The sequence below is a fragment of the Luteipulveratus mongoliensis genome (genome assembly GCF_001190945.1).
GTDB lineage: Bacteria > Actinomycetota > Actinomycetes > Actinomycetales > Dermatophilaceae > Luteipulveratus > Luteipulveratus mongoliensis.
In genome coordinates, this window is record NZ_CP011112.1 from 100,470 (window position 1) to 116,610 (window position 16,141).

General features: G+C 68.5%; 13 protein-coding genes. 1 reads left to right on the top strand and 12 read right to left on the bottom strand.

Annotated features, from left to right (window positions below):
• Positions 1-5: 5 nt before the first annotated feature.
• The 11 genes from VV02_RS00490 to VV02_RS00540 all read right to left on the bottom strand — a co-directional run bounded on the left by VV02_RS00490 (position 6) and on the right by VV02_RS00540 (position 12,480).
• Complete coding sequence (locus tag VV02_RS00490; protein WP_052589228.1) at positions 6-866, bottom strand: sugar phosphate isomerase/epimerase family protein; 861 nt, start codon at positions 864-866, stop codon at positions 6-8.
• A gap of 13 nt (positions 867-879) precedes the next feature.
• Positions 880-2,925 carry a bifunctional rhamnulose-1-phosphate aldolase/short-chain dehydrogenase gene (gene rhaD / locus VV02_RS00495; RefSeq protein WP_052589229.1) on the bottom strand — a complete coding sequence of 682 codons (2,046 nt, stop codon included), beginning with the start codon at positions 2,923-2,925 and terminating at the stop codon, positions 880-882.
• Positions 2,918-4,072, bottom strand: coding sequence for a class II aldolase/adducin family protein (locus VV02_RS00500; protein ID WP_083449796.1), 1,155 nt, complete (start codon positions 4,070-4,072; stop codon positions 2,918-2,920). Before VV02_RS00500 ends, rhaD begins: the two co-directional genes overlap by 8 nt.
• Entirely contained in the window at positions 4,072-5,172 is a 1,101-nt protein-coding gene (locus VV02_RS00505) for an ABC transporter permease (protein ID WP_083449797.1), read from the bottom strand. Before VV02_RS00505 ends, VV02_RS00500 begins: the two co-directional genes overlap by 1 nt.
• Complete coding sequence (locus tag VV02_RS00510; protein WP_052589230.1) at positions 5,169-6,197, bottom strand: ABC transporter permease; 1,029 nt, start codon at positions 6,195-6,197, stop codon at positions 5,169-5,171. Before VV02_RS00510 ends, VV02_RS00505 begins: the two co-directional genes overlap by 4 nt.
• Positions 6,194-7,720: a sugar ABC transporter ATP-binding protein gene (locus VV02_RS00515; protein WP_218917323.1), complete on the bottom strand. Its 1,527-nt coding sequence runs from the start codon at positions 7,718-7,720 to the stop codon at positions 6,194-6,196. Before VV02_RS00515 ends, VV02_RS00510 begins: the two co-directional genes overlap by 4 nt.
• A 28-nt stretch (positions 7,721-7,748) precedes the next feature.
• Complete coding sequence (locus tag VV02_RS00520) at positions 7,749-8,807, bottom strand: autoinducer 2 ABC transporter substrate-binding protein (RefSeq protein ID WP_052589232.1); 1,059 nt, start codon at positions 8,805-8,807, stop codon at positions 7,749-7,751.
• Positions 8,808-8,885: 78 nt separating this feature from the next.
• Entirely contained in the window at positions 8,886-10,391 is a 1,506-nt protein-coding gene (locus VV02_RS00525; protein ID WP_052589233.1) for a rhamnulokinase, read from the bottom strand.
• Entirely contained in the window at positions 10,388-11,203 is an 816-nt protein-coding gene (locus VV02_RS00530; protein WP_052589234.1) for a DeoR/GlpR family DNA-binding transcription regulator, read from the bottom strand. Before VV02_RS00530 ends, VV02_RS00525 begins: the two co-directional genes overlap by 4 nt.
• A 313-nt stretch (positions 11,204-11,516) precedes the next feature.
• Positions 11,517-11,903 (bottom strand): hypothetical protein, encoded by a 387-nt coding sequence (locus VV02_RS00535; RefSeq protein ID WP_052589235.1) that lies wholly within the window; start codon positions 11,901-11,903, stop codon positions 11,517-11,519.
• A gap of 67 nt (positions 11,904-11,970) precedes the next feature.
• Complete coding sequence (locus VV02_RS00540) at positions 11,971-12,480, bottom strand: MarR family winged helix-turn-helix transcriptional regulator (RefSeq protein WP_157063200.1); 510 nt, start codon at positions 12,478-12,480, stop codon at positions 11,971-11,973.
• 179 nt (positions 12,481-12,659) lie between these two features.
• On the opposite strand from VV02_RS00540, the gene VV02_RS00545 reads away from it, so the two are divergent.
• Positions 12,660-13,616: a helix-turn-helix domain-containing protein gene (locus VV02_RS00545; RefSeq protein ID WP_052589237.1), complete on the top strand. Its 957-nt coding sequence runs from the start codon at positions 12,660-12,662 to the stop codon at positions 13,614-13,616.
• Here VV02_RS00545 and VV02_RS00550 read toward each other — a convergent pair.
• On the bottom strand, positions 13,607-16,060 hold the full coding sequence (locus tag VV02_RS00550) for a PA domain-containing protein (RefSeq protein WP_083449799.1): 2,454 nt from the start codon (positions 16,058-16,060) through the stop codon (positions 13,607-13,609). The genes VV02_RS00545 and VV02_RS00550 overlap by 10 nt on opposite strands.
• Positions 16,061-16,141: the final 81 nt, after the last annotated feature.

Below are 16,141 nucleotides of genomic sequence, written 5' to 3' on the forward strand. Positions count from 1 at the left end.
TCCGATCAGGCGCCGTAGTGGGTGCGGATGAACGCGCGCGCGTTCAGAGCGAGCTGCATGCTGTCGGTCCAGGTGTTGCGCCAGATGGCCAGGTTGGACGACAGCGTCGGATGGACGACCTCTGAGGAGAACGACTCGAACGTCAGCACGCCGTCGTAGTCGACATCGTGCAGCGCGGTGAAGAACTCCTCGAACGGGATCGACCCCGTGCCGAGCGCACCACGGTGCGACTCGCCGAGGTGGACGTAGCCGAGGCGACCGGCATCAGCGGCCCGGTGCACGGCCTCGCTGAACGAGACCTCCTCGATGTTCATGTGGTAAACGTCCAGGTGCGCAACGACATTCGGTCGATCGACGTCGTCGATGAACGCCAGCGTCTGCTCGGTCGTGTTGAGGACGTTGGTCTCGTAGCGGTTGCAGAACTCCAGGCCGAGCGTCACTCCGGCATCAGCCGCGCGGTCGGCGAGCCAGGCGATCGACTCGACCGAGCTCGCCCGACCACGCTCGGTGACGGGCGCGGCGTACCGCCCGAGCTTGGAGTAGATCACTCCGCCGAGATACGAGCCGCCGACGTCACGGACCAGGTGGACAGCGTCCAGCAGAAGTGCACGACCACGTGCCACGACGTCGGGGTCCTCACTCGAGACGTCCGTGTCGTCGGTCAGACCGAGTGAGACGGCTGCGCCGATCTCGTTGTCCTGCAACAACTTTGCGGTCAGATCCGTGTCGAAGGTCGACGGATCGATGGCTGCCAGCTCGATGAGGTCGTACCCGGCAGCCTTGGTCGACTCAATGGCCTTGCGTGCCTCGTCCGGACTCCAGCCGCCCACCCATACAAGAGCGTGTACGCCGATCTGATTGGTCATCCCGGTCCTCTCGTCAGCGCATGAAGGCCTGCGGCACCCCGGAATCGACCGGGATGATCAGGCCGGTCGTCACAGGCAGCGTGCCGTTGGTGAGTGCGACGACCGCGAGCGCGACGTGCTCGGGCAGCACCTCCTCCTTAAGGACGGTGCGCTGCGCGTAGTACTTGCCGAGGTCCTCCTCCGCGACGCCGTACGTCTTCGCTCGCGACGCGCCCCATCCCCCGGCAAAGATGCCCGAACCCTTAACGATGCCATCGGGATTGATGCCGTTGACCCGCACGCCGATGCCGCCGAGCTCGGCCGCCAGCAGGCGCACCATGTGAGCCTGCGCTGCCTTGGCGGAGGAGTAGGCGACGTTGTCGGGGCCGGCGAAGACAGCGTTCTTGGAGCAGATGTTGACCAGGTCGCCACCCAGCCCCTGAGCACGCAGCACCGGCTCGATCGCCTTGGCCACCACGAACGAGCCGCGCGGCATGATCTTGTACTGCAGGTCCCAGTCCTCGAACGCGGTGTCCCTGAGAGAGCCGGCACGGGTGATGCCCGCGTTGTTGACGATCAGATCGATGCCGCCGAAGGCCAGGACCGCCTCCAGAACCCCTGCAGCGACAGCGTTTTCGTCGCTGACGTCCATCTTGATGCCGACCGCCCGGTCAGAGCCACCCAGCTCGGCCGCCACATCCTCGACCTTGCTCTGGTCGAGGTCAGCGACAACGACGTTGGCGCCGGCAGCGGCGAGTGCCCGGGCGGTCGCGAGCCCGATCCCTGAGGCACCACCCGTCACCAGGGCGATCCGACCGGCATGCTCCTTGGGCTTGGGCCGCCGCTGCAGCTTGCGCTCCTCGAGGATCCAGTACTCGACGGCGAACTTCTCCGCCTCGTCGACCGGGGCGTAGGTCGACACACCCTCGGCACCGCGCATCACGTTGATGGCGTTGACGTAGAACTCACCGGCCACCCGCGCGGTCTGCTTGTCGGCACCGAAGGAGAACATCCCGACGCCGGGCACCAGCACGATCGCCGGAGCGGCACCCCGCATCGCGGGTGAGTCGTCGGTGCGGTGCCGGTCGTAGTACGCCTGGTACTCGGCGCGGTACTCCTCTTCGAGCTCGTGCAGCCGCGCGACCACAGTCTCCACGGGTGCATCCGGAGCAGTGTCGAGCAGGAGTGGACGCACCTTGGTGCGCAGGAAGTGGTCCGGGCAGCTGGTGCCGAGATGCACCAGGTCATAAGCCTTTTCGCGTGCGAGGAAGTCCAGCACCACGTCGCTGTCGGTGAAGTGACCGACCTGCCGACTGTCCCGGGACGCGACACCGCGCAAGTGAGGAAACAGCTCGGCGGCGCGAGCACGGCGGGCGGCGAGCGCGAGGGGAGAGCGAGCGTCGTCGTACGCACCGAAGGGCTCCGCGGTCGACTCACGTTCGAGGTACTCGCCGGCCTCGCGGATGATCCGCAGGCTGCGCTCCTCGACCTCCTCGCTCGTCGATCCCCAAGCGGTCAGGCCGTGCCCACCGAGTACGGCACCGATGACACCGTCCTTGGCGGACAGCTCGCGCATGGCCTTGCCGAGCTCCCAGCCCGGACGCTTCCAGGGCACCCACGCGACCGCGCCGCCCCAGATCTCCTTGACGAGCTTTTCGCCGTCGGCCGCACAGGCGAGCGCGATGACCGCGTCGGGGTGGAGGTGGTCGACGTGGGCGTGGTCCACGAGGCCGTGCATCGGGGTGTCGATGCTGGGCGCCGCGCCGCCGGGGCCGTGCGAGCAGAACGCGAACAGGTCGACCATCTCGTCCTCGTGCTCGACACCGCGATAGACGCGGTCCAGCTCGACGAGCCGGCCCCGCTCGAGCACCGCGAGTCCAGCCGCCTTCAGCGTGCCGAGGTCTCCCCCGGAGCCCTTGACGTAGAGCAGCTCGACCGGCTCACCGCTCGCCGGACTGGTCACGGTGACCTTCGCGGACGTGTTGCCGCCGCCGTAGTTGGTGACGGTCGGGTCGGAGCCGAGGCGGTTGCTACGAGCGAGCAGGTCGCGTACGCCTTGCGGCACGTCGGTGTCAGTCATGGTGGATGCCCCCTTCAGAGAACGTGGTCATTGGAGTCGCCCATCCCGTTGGTTGAGCCGGCGGGAGCGCTAGCGCAGGTCGCGGCGACTCCGCCCCACCACATGGGGCCGTCGCCGGCGAACGGGTGTCGTTGCATGCTGTGCACTGCCCTATGAGATGGGGCAGTGCACAGTCTGCGCAGCACCCCATCCACGGACTCGCGCCCCACCTGACGGGACACCCTCCCCTCGGTTGAGCCGCCACCCCGTTGGTTGAGCCGGGCGAGCCGCTAGGCGAGCCCGAGTCGAAACCTGGTGCCATCTGGGGAGACTCGATCTCCGCGGTCGCCTGGTTTCGACTCGGGCTCGCGCCAGGGCGCTCGCCCGGCTCAACCAACGAGGGTCGCCCGTAGGCGAGGTCGGTGCGGCGCGCGGCGATGTCGTCGCGCGCGAAGAACGTCGTGACCTGCTCGTCGGTCAGCGGGGCGAGACCACCCACGGCGTATGCCGTCGCTCGCACCAGGGCGCCCTTGACCGCCATAGTCGAGACCGCCTCGACGCCGACCGCAGTGGGCGCGATCGCGACGATGCCGTGGTTGGCCAGGAGGACGAGCTGCGGGAGAGCATCGTGCTCGGCGACGTACGAGCGCAGGGCACCGAGGTAGGTGCGGCCGAGGGCCAAGCCGGGCGAGGCGTACGGGACGAACAGCGGGCGGCCGACCACGACGGCCTCATCGGAGTAGACGAGCTGCTGCCAGGCCTCCTTCGCGCGCACGCTCGCGAGCAGCCCGACGACGTCCGTCGGGTGGGTGTGACCGATGAAGCGCGCGCCGCCGGCGGCCGCGTGGACCGCGGCGTGGACGACCGTCTCGATGGACGCGCGCCGCACGCCGTCGGATGCGACGAGCACCGCGCTGAGCTCGGACTGCGTGGAGTCCGGCGACTCAACCACCGCCATCACCTCGGCCACGTCAACGACCACGAAGTCCTCCGCGGTCGCCGAAGCGAGGTTGGCGCCGGACGCCTTCACGACGAGTCGGCCGTCGTCGAGCAGCTCGGAGGTGTTGCCCTCGGCGAGCACGGCCAGGTCCCGCGCGGGCTCACCGAGCGTGTGGGTGAGATCGAGCAGGTCGGGGCTGACGAGCTCCGGCGACCAGGTGGTCGGCATCAGCGACTCCCGCCGTAGCGACGTTGGGTCACACCGTTGAGCAGCGCCGCGAAGATCAGCACGACGCCGAGCGCCAGCAGCTGGTACTGCGTGCCGTCGTTGCCCGTGAAGGCCAGCAGGATGCCCGCGTTGAGCCAGGTGATGAGGAACGTCGCGAGCACCACACCGGACACCCGCCCGATGCCGCCCGTGATCGCGACACCGCCGAGCACCGCGATCGTGATGGCGGGCAGCGCGAGCCCGTTGCCGCTCGTACCGGCGTCCGGTCGGGCCGAGGCGAACTGTGCCGAGATGTACACCGCCACCAGCCCCGCGATCGCGCCGGCGAGGAGGTACGACGTGAAGCGGGTCTTGCGTACGTCCAGCCCTGACCACTCGGCCGCGACGTCGTTGGTGCCGATGGCGAAGAGCCGGCGGCCGAACGTCGTACGCGCCGTCAGCAGCCAGATCACGATCACCGTCGGGATGAGGAACGTGAAGACGCCGAGCGGCACGTCGGGCAGGTCGTGGCCGATGACGGGGATCTCGACGGACCGGGTGATCGAGTAGAGCTCGGCCACCTCGGTGTCGGAGATCGGCTTGGAGTCGGTGATGACCAGCGCGAGCGACTTGTACGCGTAGTAGGTCGCCAGCGTCGCGATCAGGGCGGGGAACCGGACGTACGCCACGAGCAGTCCGTTGACCGCTCCGAGCGCCGCACCGGCGAGCACCGTGAGCACGATCGCGGCCAGCAGGCTCCATCCCCACCGGCCGTAGGCGAACCCGAACACCATGCCGGCCAGCGACACGATGGCCCCGATCGACAGATCGATGCCGCCGCGGCCCGACACGATCACGACCAGCTCCGCGAGCGCGAGCATGCACATCGGCACCGCGTCGACGAGGGCAGCCGACAGGTAGTCCGAGTCGTACGCGCCCGTCAGGTAGCCGCCCGAGTCCAGCAGCGTCATCCACACCAGGACGAGCACGAGCAGCGCTGCGAGCAGCACGATGCGCTGGGTGAGGAGCGCGCGTACGGCGCGGGCCGCCAGTCCGGGGCCGCGGTCGCCGTCATCGGTGGCCGGGTCGTGCGTCTCGGGTGAGGTCGTCGTCTGGGTCATGGCTGCTGCCCCGTTCGCTGCTGCCGCGTTCGCTGGCGGAGGAGGTCGGCGCCGACGGCGATCGCGATGGCGAGACCGACGAAGAAGTCGGACAGCTGGCTCGGCCAGCCGAGCTGGGTGACTCCGGAAGAGACCGTCTGGACCAGGAGCGCGCCGAGGACAGTGCCGAGCACCGATCCGCGTCCGCCGGTGATCGACGTGCCACCGATCACGACGGCCGCGATGACCGCCAGCTCCTGGCCGCTGCCGATCGACTGGTCGAGCGTCGACGTGCCCGAGGCGATCGTGAAGACCGCGGCGAGTCCGACGAGCAAGCCTGTGACGGCGTACGTCAGGACGACGTAGCGCTGGACGCGGATGCCGGCCAGCCGCGCGGCGAGCGGGTCGCCGCCGATGGCGTACAGATGGCGGCCACCGCGCATGTGCCGCAGGTAGATCCACGCGAGCACCGCGATGACGAGGGTCAGCACGAAGCTGTGGGGGATGCCGAGCGTGCGGCCGTTCTCGCCACGGCTGAAGAAGTCCAACGTGTCCGGGATGCCGTTGACGGTCTGGCTGTTGAAGATCTGCCGCCCGACGAACTGCAGCACGTTGGCAGTGCCGAAGGTGATGATGATCGCGTGCACGTGGCCGTACGCGATGAGCAGGCCGTTGACCAGACCGAGCACCGCACCGAGCGCCATCGCCAGCAGCACCGCAACAGGCAGGGAGACGTCCTGATCGACCAGCATCTTGGCGGTCGTCACGCCGGTGACCATCATTGCGCCACCGACGGAGACGTCGATGCCGCCGGTGATGATGACCGCGGTCATGCCGACTCCCATGACCGCGACCGGCGCGACGGAGGCGAGCAGCGGCTGCCACGAACCGGAGGTCGCGAAGGCGGGTGTCGTGAAAGAGAGGATCACCCACAGGGCCACCAGCACCGCGCCGAGCACCCACTCCTGACCGGTGACCGGGGAAGGCAGGATCCGACGAGCGACCTTGGCAGTGCTGGGTTCTCGGGTCTCGAGCTGGGCGGTCATGCGGAGACTCCGTCCTCGGTCGAGGCGTGCCGTGCGTCGGCGTCGGCACCGGCTGCCGCAGCGAGCACGTCCGCCTGACTCGCACCCGGCGCGAACTCGGCTGCGGTCGTGCCGGCGACCACCACATGGATGCGGTCAGAGATGCGCAGCGCCTCGGACAGGTCTGAGGTCACGACGAGGACTGCTGTGCCGTCGTCGGCGAGCTGGGCGATGATCCGGTGGATCTCCTCCTTGGCGCCGACGTCGACGCCTTGAGTCGGCTCAGCCAGCACCAGGACTGGCGGCCGCTCGACGAGCTGCCTTGCCAGCACTACCTTTTGGGCGTTGCCGCCGGACATCGCCGACACGGGCACCTGCTCGGTCGGAGTCTTGATCGCGAGTCGGTCGATCATGTTCTTGGCGACGGACGTCTCTTTGCCGCGATTCATCCAACCGCCTCTCGACAGCTGGCTCAGGTTGCCGACGCCGATGTTGAACGCGATCGACTGAAACGCAAACATGCCCTGCGCCTTGCGGTTGGCCGGCAGCAGTGCGATGCCGAGCTTTTGTGCCGCGCGCGGACTGCGGGGGTGGATCGGCTTACCTTCCAACAAGATCCGGCCACCTGTCTGGTCCCGCATGCCATAGACCACCTCGGCGATCTCGGCGACACCCGAGCCGACGAGGCCGTACAGACCGACGATCTCGCCCGGCCGCACCTCGACGTTGACGTCACTGAAATGGCCTGCAGCGGCAAGGTTCTCGAGCGCCAGCCGCGGCTCCGAGTCCTGCGGCGTGCGCGCCTCGGTGTGGTCCTCCAGCTCGCCACCGACCATGAGCTCGACGATCTGCCGGATGGTGAGCTCGGTGATCGGCCAGGTGCCTACGGTGCGGCCGTCGCGCATGACGGTCACCCGGTCGCAGATGCGCGGCAGCTCGTCCAGCCGGTGCGAGATGTAGATGACGGAGACACCTGAGTCGGTGAGCCGCCGTACGACACCGAAGAGCACCTCGATCTCGGAGTCGGTGAGGATCGCCGACGGCTCATCGAGAATCAGCACCTTGGCGTTGCCCGCGAGCGCCTTCGCGATCGAAACCTGTTGCTGCTCGGCGATGGACAGCTCGCGCACCGGCCTGGTCGCATAGCGCTCGGGCAGACCCAGCAGCTCGAGCAGATCCAGCACCTGACCGTGCTGCTCGGCCCAGTCGACACGGCCGCGTTGGGTGAGCTCACGGCCGATGAAGATGTTCTCCGAGACCGTCAGGTCGGCGAACAGCTGCGGCTCCTGATAGACGGTCTGGATGCCGTACGCCATCGCGTCCTGGGTGGACGCCAGGTGCATCGGGGCACCCTCGAAGGCCATCGACCCGGTGTCGGCGCCCTCGGCACCGGCGACGATCTTGATCAGCGTCGACTTGCCGGCGCCGTTCTCACCGACGATGGCGTGGACGGAGCCCGGCTCGACCACGAGGTCGGCGTGCCGGATCGCACGCACACCCCCGTAGCGTTTGGAGATGTCCCGCAGCTCGAGCCGGGCATCCACGATGAGTTCCCTTCTCCTGCTTGGCGACTCAGTAGTTGAACTGGTCGACGTTGGACTTCGTGATGACCAGCGGCGGGCCGAGCAAGAGGGTCTTGGTCGCGTCGTCGTACTTCACCGCCGGCATCTTGGAGCTGACGTTGTTGGTCGCAGCGAACGGCTTGTCGCTGGCGGCCTGGAGTCCTGCCCACGCGGTGAGGTAGCCGAGGTTCTGCACGTCCCAGAGGATCGATGCCGAGGACGAGCCGTCCTTGAGGTAGGGCGCCATCGACTTCGGCGTGCCGAGCCCGACCGTGTGGACCTTGCCGATCTTGCCGGCGGACTTGACGGCCTGCGCGACGCCCGGAGCCGACGAGGTGCACTCCCCGACCAGGCCGGTCAGGTCCGGGTGCGCGTTCATCAGGTCGGTCGCCATCTGGGTGGCCTTGTTCTGGTCCTCACCGGCGTAGACGACGGAGACCAGCTGCATGCCCGGGTACTTCTGAGCGGCGACCTTCTTCTGCACGGCGATCCAGCTGTTGAGGTTCTCGGCGGTCTCACCACAGGACACGATCGCGTACTTGCCCTTCTTGCCCATGGCCGTCGCCATCTGGTCGGTCAGGCCGGTGCCGATGCCGTCGGTGGATGCCTGCGACACGAAGGTGGAGCGCACCGATGTGGGTGCGTCCGTGTCCGACGTGAGTACCTTGATGCCGGCCGCCTTGGCCTGGGCGAGGACCGGCGCCATCGAGTTCGGGTCGTTCGGCGCCACGATGAGCGTGTCGACCTTCTGCTGGATGTACGACCGGACGATCTGGGTCTGCGCGGCGGCGTCGGCCGTGGTCGGGCCTTGGTAGAGCCACTGGATACCCAACGCGCCGGCCGCCGCCTTGCCGCCCGCGTTCATCGCCTCGAAGTAGGGGATGCCCTGCAGCTTGGGCACGAACGCGATCTTCTTCTGACCGCCGCCCGCTGCCGGAGCCGCGGTGGAACCGCCCGCAGCAGAAGCCGACCCGCCGCCGCCGTTGTCGTTCTTCTTGCTGCACCCGCTGAGGGTGATGGCGGCACAGGCGACGACCGCCGCGGCCTTGCCCGTGGTCGAGATCTTCATGGTGAGGCTCCTCGTGATCGTGTGCTGCCTGGCCGACCGGTTGGCGGGTCAGGGATGGGGGCGTGCCCCGGAAAGTCGTCAGCTCACGGCAAGTCCTTGCCGTTCGCGCTCGCGAGCCACGAGCTCGGTGAAGCGTGCGTACGCCGCGTCCCACCCCTCGTGAGTGCGCGGGGTGTACGTCGTGGTCGGGGTGGTGGCCTGGATGACGCGTCTGATGTCCGCCAGACCGGAGAGCTCGCCCAGCGACACCAGCTGGGTCGCCGCGTTGCCGAGGGCGGTGGCCTCGACGGGGCCGCAGTGCACGGGCAAGCCCGTGGCGTCGGCGGTGAGCTGGGACAGCAGGGCGTTGTTGGCCCCACCACCCACGATGCTGATGCTCGGCACGGCTCGCCCGGTGACCTCGATGAGGTCTTCGACGACCGCGCGATAGCCGAGCGCGAGTGAGTCCAGGACGCAGCGCAGGATCTCCGGGATCGACTGGGGCACAACGAAACCAGAGCGTTCGCAGCTCTGCTGGATGCGCGCTGGCGTGTCCTTGCCGTCGAGGAACTCGTGGGCGTCAGGGTTGATGACCGAACGCAGCCCCGGCACGTCGGCAGCGAGCCGCACCATGTCCGGATAGCTGAGGTCCACGCCGTCCTCGGCCCACTGTCGGCGGCACGCCTGCAGGACCCAGAGCCCGGCGACGTTGCGCAGCAGACGCACGGTTCCGGCGTAACCGCCCTCGTTGGTGATGTTGAGCGCACGCGTCCGGTCACTGATGACGGGCGCGTCGACCTCGACGCCGACGAGCGACCAGGTGCCCGAGGAGATGTAGAGGCCGGCCGGGTCCCGAAGGGGCGTCCCGACGACCGCGCTGGCCGTGTCGTGGCCGGGCGGCACGGTGACCCGCGCGTCTCCGAGTGCGCCGGTCGCGAGATCGCCGCGCAGCGGGCCGACATCGGTGCCGGGCGGCACGACCTCGGGCAGGAAATGCGTTGGTACGCCGAGCTCGTCGAGCAGGGACGTCGCCCAGGCGGCATGCGTGGTGTCGTAGAACCCGCTCGTCGTCGCCGCGGTGTACTCCGTGGTCCGCGAGCCGGACAGCAGGTGGTGGATGACGTCGGGGAGCATGACCAGCGTCCTGGCTCGCTCCAGCCGCTCGGGCATCGACTCGACATCAGCCATCAGCGCGAACAGCGTGTTGATGTCCATGATCTGTACGCCGGTGGCGGCGTAGAGGCGCTTCGGGCCGAGTAGGTCGAGCGCTCGGCGCAGGGCCGGAGTCTGTCGTGGGTCGCGGTAGCAGGTGGGCTCGTCGACGAGTTCGCCTGCAGCGTCTAGCAATCCGTAGTCGACGCCCCAGGCGTCGGCACCCACGGAAGCCACCGGGACCTCTCCTGCCGCGAGCCGACCGAGCCCCTGCTCGACACCGTCCTGCAGCGCCTTCATGTCCCAGCGGAGTACGCCGTCCACGGGGCGTGGGGTGTGCGTGAAGCGGTGGACGACGTCGAGGGAGAGGCGAGCTCCGTCGTACGACACCGCGGCGACTCGGCCGCTCTCGGCACCGAGGTCGACGGCTGCGACCGTGGTGGCCGCACTCATCGAAGCCGCCTCACCGGACGGACCGGGACCTCGGCGGCATCCGGGTCGACCAGGTCCCAGCGGACCCCGGCCTTGGTCCACTCGCGGTGCACGTCCTTGGGCACGCCCGTGTCGGAGATCAGTCCGGTGACGCGGTCGAGCGTCACGAAGGGGTGTGTCCCGAAGCGTTCGATCTTGGTGGAGTCGAAGAGGGCGTACACCTCGCGGCAGATCTCAGCCATCGCGTCCTTGGCGCGCGCCTCCTCCGGGGTGATGTCGAGCAGGCCGCGCTCGAGGCTGAGCCCGACGAGGCCGAAGAACCCCTTGTCGACCTGACCTCGTCCGGCGAGGACGTCACCGAAGAAGCCGACCATCGACTCCGACGCCCGCCGCAGTACGCCGCCGGGCATGATCACGGTCGCGCGCGAGTTGGCCAGCAGGAACGCCGATGCGCGAAGTCCGTTGGTAACAACGGTAAGTGGCTGGATGTCGACGAGCTCTTCGGCGAGATAGAAGCACGTCGTCGAGGAGTCCATGACGATCACGTCGCCGGGCTGCACGAGACTCGCGGCCCGCTGCGCGATGGCCCGCTTGGCCCGGGGTGCGACACGGTGGCGGAACTCGAAGGCGCCTTCGTCCGAGCGCGGCGCGACCAGGGCTCCCCCGCGGATCCGGCGGAGCATGGAACGGCGTTCGAGACTCTCGAGGTCCTTGCGCACGGTGACGGCCGAGACCCCGAACCGCTGAGCGAGCGCGCTGACCTCGACGCGACCGTTCTCATCCAGCTCAAGGAGGATCGCCTGCTCGCGATCGAACTCGCTCAGTGACGCCACGGGAGGACCTCCGTCCGCATCGACACCCGCCGTTGGGTGTTGTCGGAGCGTAAGACTGCGTAACTGGAGGTGCAATGAAAACAACAGAAGTGAAAGCGCGAGGCCTTCCCGCGCAGGCCGTACGCTTGTCGTTACCGCCGGGTACGCCGTCGCCTGATCATCGAATCACGAGCATTACCAGCCCCTTCCGCGCCGTCCGCCGAACCCGGTGACCGCGAGGGAGACCGGCACCGATCTGAGGACTGACCAGTCGAGCAACTCCTCAGGCCGCTAGGCAGGCTTGCGCCTGACGGGCGACCATTCGACGCGCTCCTCAGACGGACGCGTCCGACGGAGCCCTCTGCTCGAAGAAGTCGCGAGCCTCGCGGGGCACGAGCAGCAACGCCACGATGGCGAGCTGGACGGCGCCGACGACCGGGATGACCACGTGGAACATCGGCGACGACGACCACGAGAAGGCGCTGAACACCACGGACAACAGCTGGGACACGACCGTCAGGCGGCGAGTCCACGGTCGGCCGGTGGCCAGCTTCGCCACCAGCACCAGACACAGCACGAGCAGGATGCCGTGGAACACCGCGCCGGAGACGACCGCGATGTCGGCCGACTTTCGGACCTCGTCCGCGCCGAAGTCAGGATGCTGGGAGGCGATCTGGTCGCGTACCTCGTCCTTGTCGGCCCACATCACGATGGGCACCACGACGTGGCTTATGGCCCGGCGACCAGCAAGGCTCGGGCGAGCTGGACGGGCGACGGGATGCGCGAGGTCATGTCGGGTTCTCCTTGTCGGCAATCGACAGACGCGTGCGCCGCCACCTCGGCCCGGCGCCTGGCGCCGCTGCCGGAGCGGCCGACTCGCCGCGTTGCTCCCACGCCTCGTTGAGGCGAGTGATCAGGTCTCGTGCGGTGGCGACGTCCTCGTCCGACCAGTCGGCGATGACCTCCGCAAAGACCGCGGAACCAGCCTGGATCGTGGTGTCGACCTCGGCGGTGCCGCGCTCGGTCTGCCGGACCAGGAACGTACGAGAGTCGTGTGAGTCCGGCTCCACGGTCACCTGCCCGGCCCGCTCCAGCGCGGTCAGATGCCGACTGGTCGCGGATGCGGTGAGGCCGAGCCCGGCGGCGATCGCGCTCGGGCGGATCGGGCCCTGCGCAGCAACGGTCCCCAGCACCCGGACCCTCGTCAGGTCGAGGTGCCGCGAGATCCGGCGATGGCCCTGGTCGATGAGCGCCATGACCGCCTCGGCGAGCTCTTCTCGATCATTTCGTTGCGGCACGAAACGACTTTAGCCGACCATCATCCGCGCCGGCCACTTGGGCGCCCTCGCCATCTGAGGAGCGACCGCTCGACGCAGTCCTCAGGCGAAGGCGGCGACTTCCGCCTGAGGTGCGGCCACTCGAGGCGCTCCTCAGAAAGCCCCGGAATCCCCTTGCGCCGCAGTGCAAAGATGCGGAGATGCTCGAAACCCTGGGTGTGCAGGAGGCGGAAGAGAACGTTTACCGAGCCCTGCTGGGTCTGCCACGGTCGACCGTCGCCGAGCTGGCCGCCCGGGTCGGTCGCGAGGTCTCGTCCGTACGCCGGTCGCTCGCCTCCCTGGAGCAGATGGGCCTGGTGAGTCGGATCGCCGGGCGGCCCGTACGCCTGCTCGCCGCCCGCCCGGATGTCGCCGTCGACGTCCTCGTGGCCCGCAGGCAGGAAGAGCTCGGACGCGCCCAGCTCGCGGCGCGGGAGCTGCTCGCGGAGGTCGCCACCGAGGAACGCCATCGTCCTGAGCAGGTCGTCGAGGTCATCGTCGGGCGGCAGGCCATCGCGACAAGGTTCGAGCAGCTCCTGACCAGCACCCGGAACGAGCTGATGGTGTTCGACCGGCCGCCCTACGTCGCCGACGCCAACCGCTCCGACACCACGGTGCGTCAGCTGATGCGGTCGCAGGTGCAGGTACGCGGTCTCTACGCACCCGAATCCCTAGCAATGCCAGGTGCATTGGACGAAGCACAGGATGCAGCGCGCTTCGGCGAGCTCTCCCGAGTTCACCCCGATCTGCCGATGAAGCTGGCCATCGGCGACCGGTCACTGGCGATCCTGCCGCTCGCCGTCCAGGAAGTCGTCGACGTCGCACTGGCCATCCATCCGTCGGCCCTGCTGGACGCGTTGGTGCAGCTGTTCGATCTGCTGTGGCAGCAGGCCACTCCGCTGCTCCCGCCGGACACGTTGAGCAGCGACGTCGACGCCGAGCTCGTCGCACTTCTGGCTGCCGGCGTCAAGGACGATGCGATCGCCCGCCGTCTCGACATCAGCACCCGCACGCTGAGCCGTCGCGTGGCCGAGCTGATGGACGAGCTCAACGTTCGAACTCGCTTCCAAGCCGGCATCCAGGCCGCGCGGCTCGGCTGGTTCTCCGCTCAGGACTGACCGTCGACGTAGAGCGCTCGAGTGATCAGCTGCTGGAGGGTGCCGCCTGCCTGGTCAGCTGCGCTCATCCGCAGCGAGACGAACCCGCTCCATCGTGACCCGTGGGCCGGCAGGGTGACCTGGTAGCGGCCGCCCGTCACCCGGCGTACCTGCGCGGTCTGCCAGGTCTTGCCGTCGTCGTACGAGACGTCGACGCCGGCCTTCGTGATCGGCGTCGCGGTCGTGGCGCCCACCTGGTGAGTCAGGTTGAGCCCGAATGAGATTCGGCCGGCGCGGTCAGTCTTGACCCGGTTGCGGATGTCGGATGTGACGTCGTAGTCGGCCATCAGCAGCGGCTCGGTGAACGCCACACCGTCCGGCGTGTGCCCCGACCGGAAGGTCCAGTCGCTCTGCGCGTGCTTGGACAGCTGCGCCCAGGACGCGTTGTTGTCGACCCGATAGCTAACGCGGTAGGTCGCATCCGCCGCCGGCACGGTGAGCACGCCGTTCGGCAGCTTCGGCGTCTGCGTCAGCAGCTGGTCATCGGCGTACACCGTGAAGTCCGTGTCGAGGCCGCCGGCGAAGCTGTCCGAGGCCGCCTCGTCCTGATTGCCATCGGCGTCGACGAACGCGGCGAGCCGCAGACGCATCTTGTCGCCCGCTCGCTGGACCGGCTGGTACGGGCTGATCCCCGGCGCGATCGGCGCCACGCCCCACGCGTTCGACGCGCGCTCACCGGCCCGATACGTCTCGGAGCCAACGTGATTCAGGTCCATGCGCGCGGTGTCGGCGTCCGGGAAGATGTGGTTGTACTCCGACTCCGGCGTCATCACCGCGTACGCCCAGCGTGTGTTCGGATCCGCCAGGCGGTAGTCCGTACGGGTCCGCGCGCCACCGAGCAGCGGGAGGACGACCGTGTAGGACGCGTCGTCGTACGACTGCCACTCGTAGGCCGCCTCGCTGAACGTCGAGCCAGTCGTGGGCTGCCCATGGAAGTGACGGGTGACGGTCGCCAGACTCTTCGGGTCGGCCACCTGGTGCACGTTCTGCGGGATCGACCCGCGGTGCGTGTAGACGAGGTCGTAGAGGTACGGGCTCGCCGTCTCCCCGCGGACGGCCGCCACCAAGCCCGGCCGCTGTGACGCGCCGCCCAGACGGCGCAGCACCGCGAGCCCCTCCTCGTGCGAGAGCCGCAGCGTGGGCACCTTCAGCTGGATTCCAGTCTTGCCCGGGTCACTGTTGACGCCCGGATTGTCGTTGTAGATCAACACCATTCGGGCTCCCAGCGCGGCCGCGGCGTTGGACTGCTCCCCGACCGGCGTCGCGTCCGAGCGGCGTACGAGCGCGAGCGACCCGCGCAGACTCTTGCCGACCAGCTCAGCCGGCGTCGCCGTACCGACATCGACGATCGGCAGGACAGCCGAGCCGTCGAGCCGCGGGTACTGGCTCGCCACATCGCTGAACCACACGCTGTCGTAGTACTCCGGGTGGAGCGTGCCGACGCCGAGCGCGCCCATCTCAATGGCGGGCGCCTCGAGACGCCACCGCGTGCTGGCCTCGAGCGCGCCCTGGGTGACCTTGCGGGTCGGCTGCAGGAAGAAGCGCTGCTCCAGCTGGGTGCCGGGCGACTCGTGCAGCTGCTCGATCAGGTCCTCGCCGTTGGCCGCGGTGCGGTGATAGGCGATCTGCATCGCACCACCGTCGTTGGCCCGGGTCGAACGACCTGGCGTCGAGACCGTCACCTCACGTCCGAGCCGAGCGTCGAGCGTGAAGCTGCAACCTTCCGTGATCGTCAGCTCCGGGTCACCGACAAGGGCGGTGTTGAGGACTGTGCGGCCCGACTTCGTGCTCGGCTTGTCGGCGGGCATCGTGTAGACGAAACCCATCACCGAGTACGTCCCCGCCGGCACCTGCACGCACGGACTGTCCGAGGACGTCGAGCTGCACGGCAGGCTCGGGTTGCCAGGCAGGTAGCGGCGAGCGCGTACGGCCCCCGTCTTCACATCGAAGACCGTCACGACCCCGGTCGCCGGACGGCCGTCTCGCGCAATGGTGTTCAGGTGCAGGTCATGCAGGGGTACGCCGGCGGGCGCCTTCGCGACCGGCTGGCTCTTGGTCGGACCGACGGTGAACGCGTTGGGCTCAGGTGAGGCGTCGGACGGGACCACCTGAGTCGTGCCGCCGCTCTTGCTGACCAGAAAGCTTGGTCGTACGCCACTCGCACGTGGCGCAGGGTCGATGGCTGCCGTGCTCGTACCGTTAGCCAGCTGGGTGAGGTGCACCGTGTCACCGCTGGGGAGCGTCACTTCCTTGGCGCTGGAGGCCGGAGTGAAGGCGTCTCCCTCAGACGGGATCGCGGGCAGCGCCAGTGCTGCCGAGGACGTCACCATGGCCACCGGAGTGGTGAGCGCGAGCAGCGTGCCAACTCGTCGAGTTCTGCGTGTTACTAAAGGGTTTCGCATCATGGTGTGCTCCCAGGATCGTGACGCGTGCCAACGGCACACCTCTGTCTACCTGGAGCGCGGCAGGTTCCGGCCATGATTCGC

Coding starts and splice junctions, on each gene's coding strand:
- VV02_RS00490 (WP_052589228.1), bottom strand. CDS start 866: ATGACCAATCAGATCGGCGTACACGCTCTTGTATGGGTGGGCGGCTGG.
- rhaD (WP_052589229.1), bottom strand. CDS start 2,925: ATGACTGACACCGACGTGCCGCAAGGCGTACGCGACCTGCTCGCTCGT.
- VV02_RS00500 (WP_083449796.1), bottom strand. CDS start 4,072: ATGCCGACCACCTGGTCGCCGGAGCTCGTCAGCCCCGACCTGCTCGAT.
- VV02_RS00505 (WP_083449797.1), bottom strand. CDS start 5,172: ATGACCCAGACGACGACCTCACCCGAGACGCACGACCCGGCCACCGAT.
- VV02_RS00510 (WP_052589230.1), bottom strand. CDS start 6,197: ATGACCGCCCAGCTCGAGACCCGAGAACCCAGCACTGCCAAGGTCGCT.
- VV02_RS00520 (WP_052589232.1), bottom strand. CDS start 8,807: ATGAAGATCTCGACCACGGGCAAGGCCGCGGCGGTCGTCGCCTGTGCC.
- VV02_RS00525 (WP_052589233.1), bottom strand. CDS start 10,391: ATGAGTGCGGCCACCACGGTCGCAGCCGTCGACCTCGGTGCCGAGAGC.
- VV02_RS00545 (WP_052589237.1), top strand. CDS start 12,660: ATGCTCGAAACCCTGGGTGTGCAGGAGGCGGAAGAGAACGTTTACCGA.
- VV02_RS00550 (WP_083449799.1), bottom strand. CDS start 16,060: ATGATGCGAAACCCTTTAGTAACACGCAGAACTCGACGAGTTGGCACG.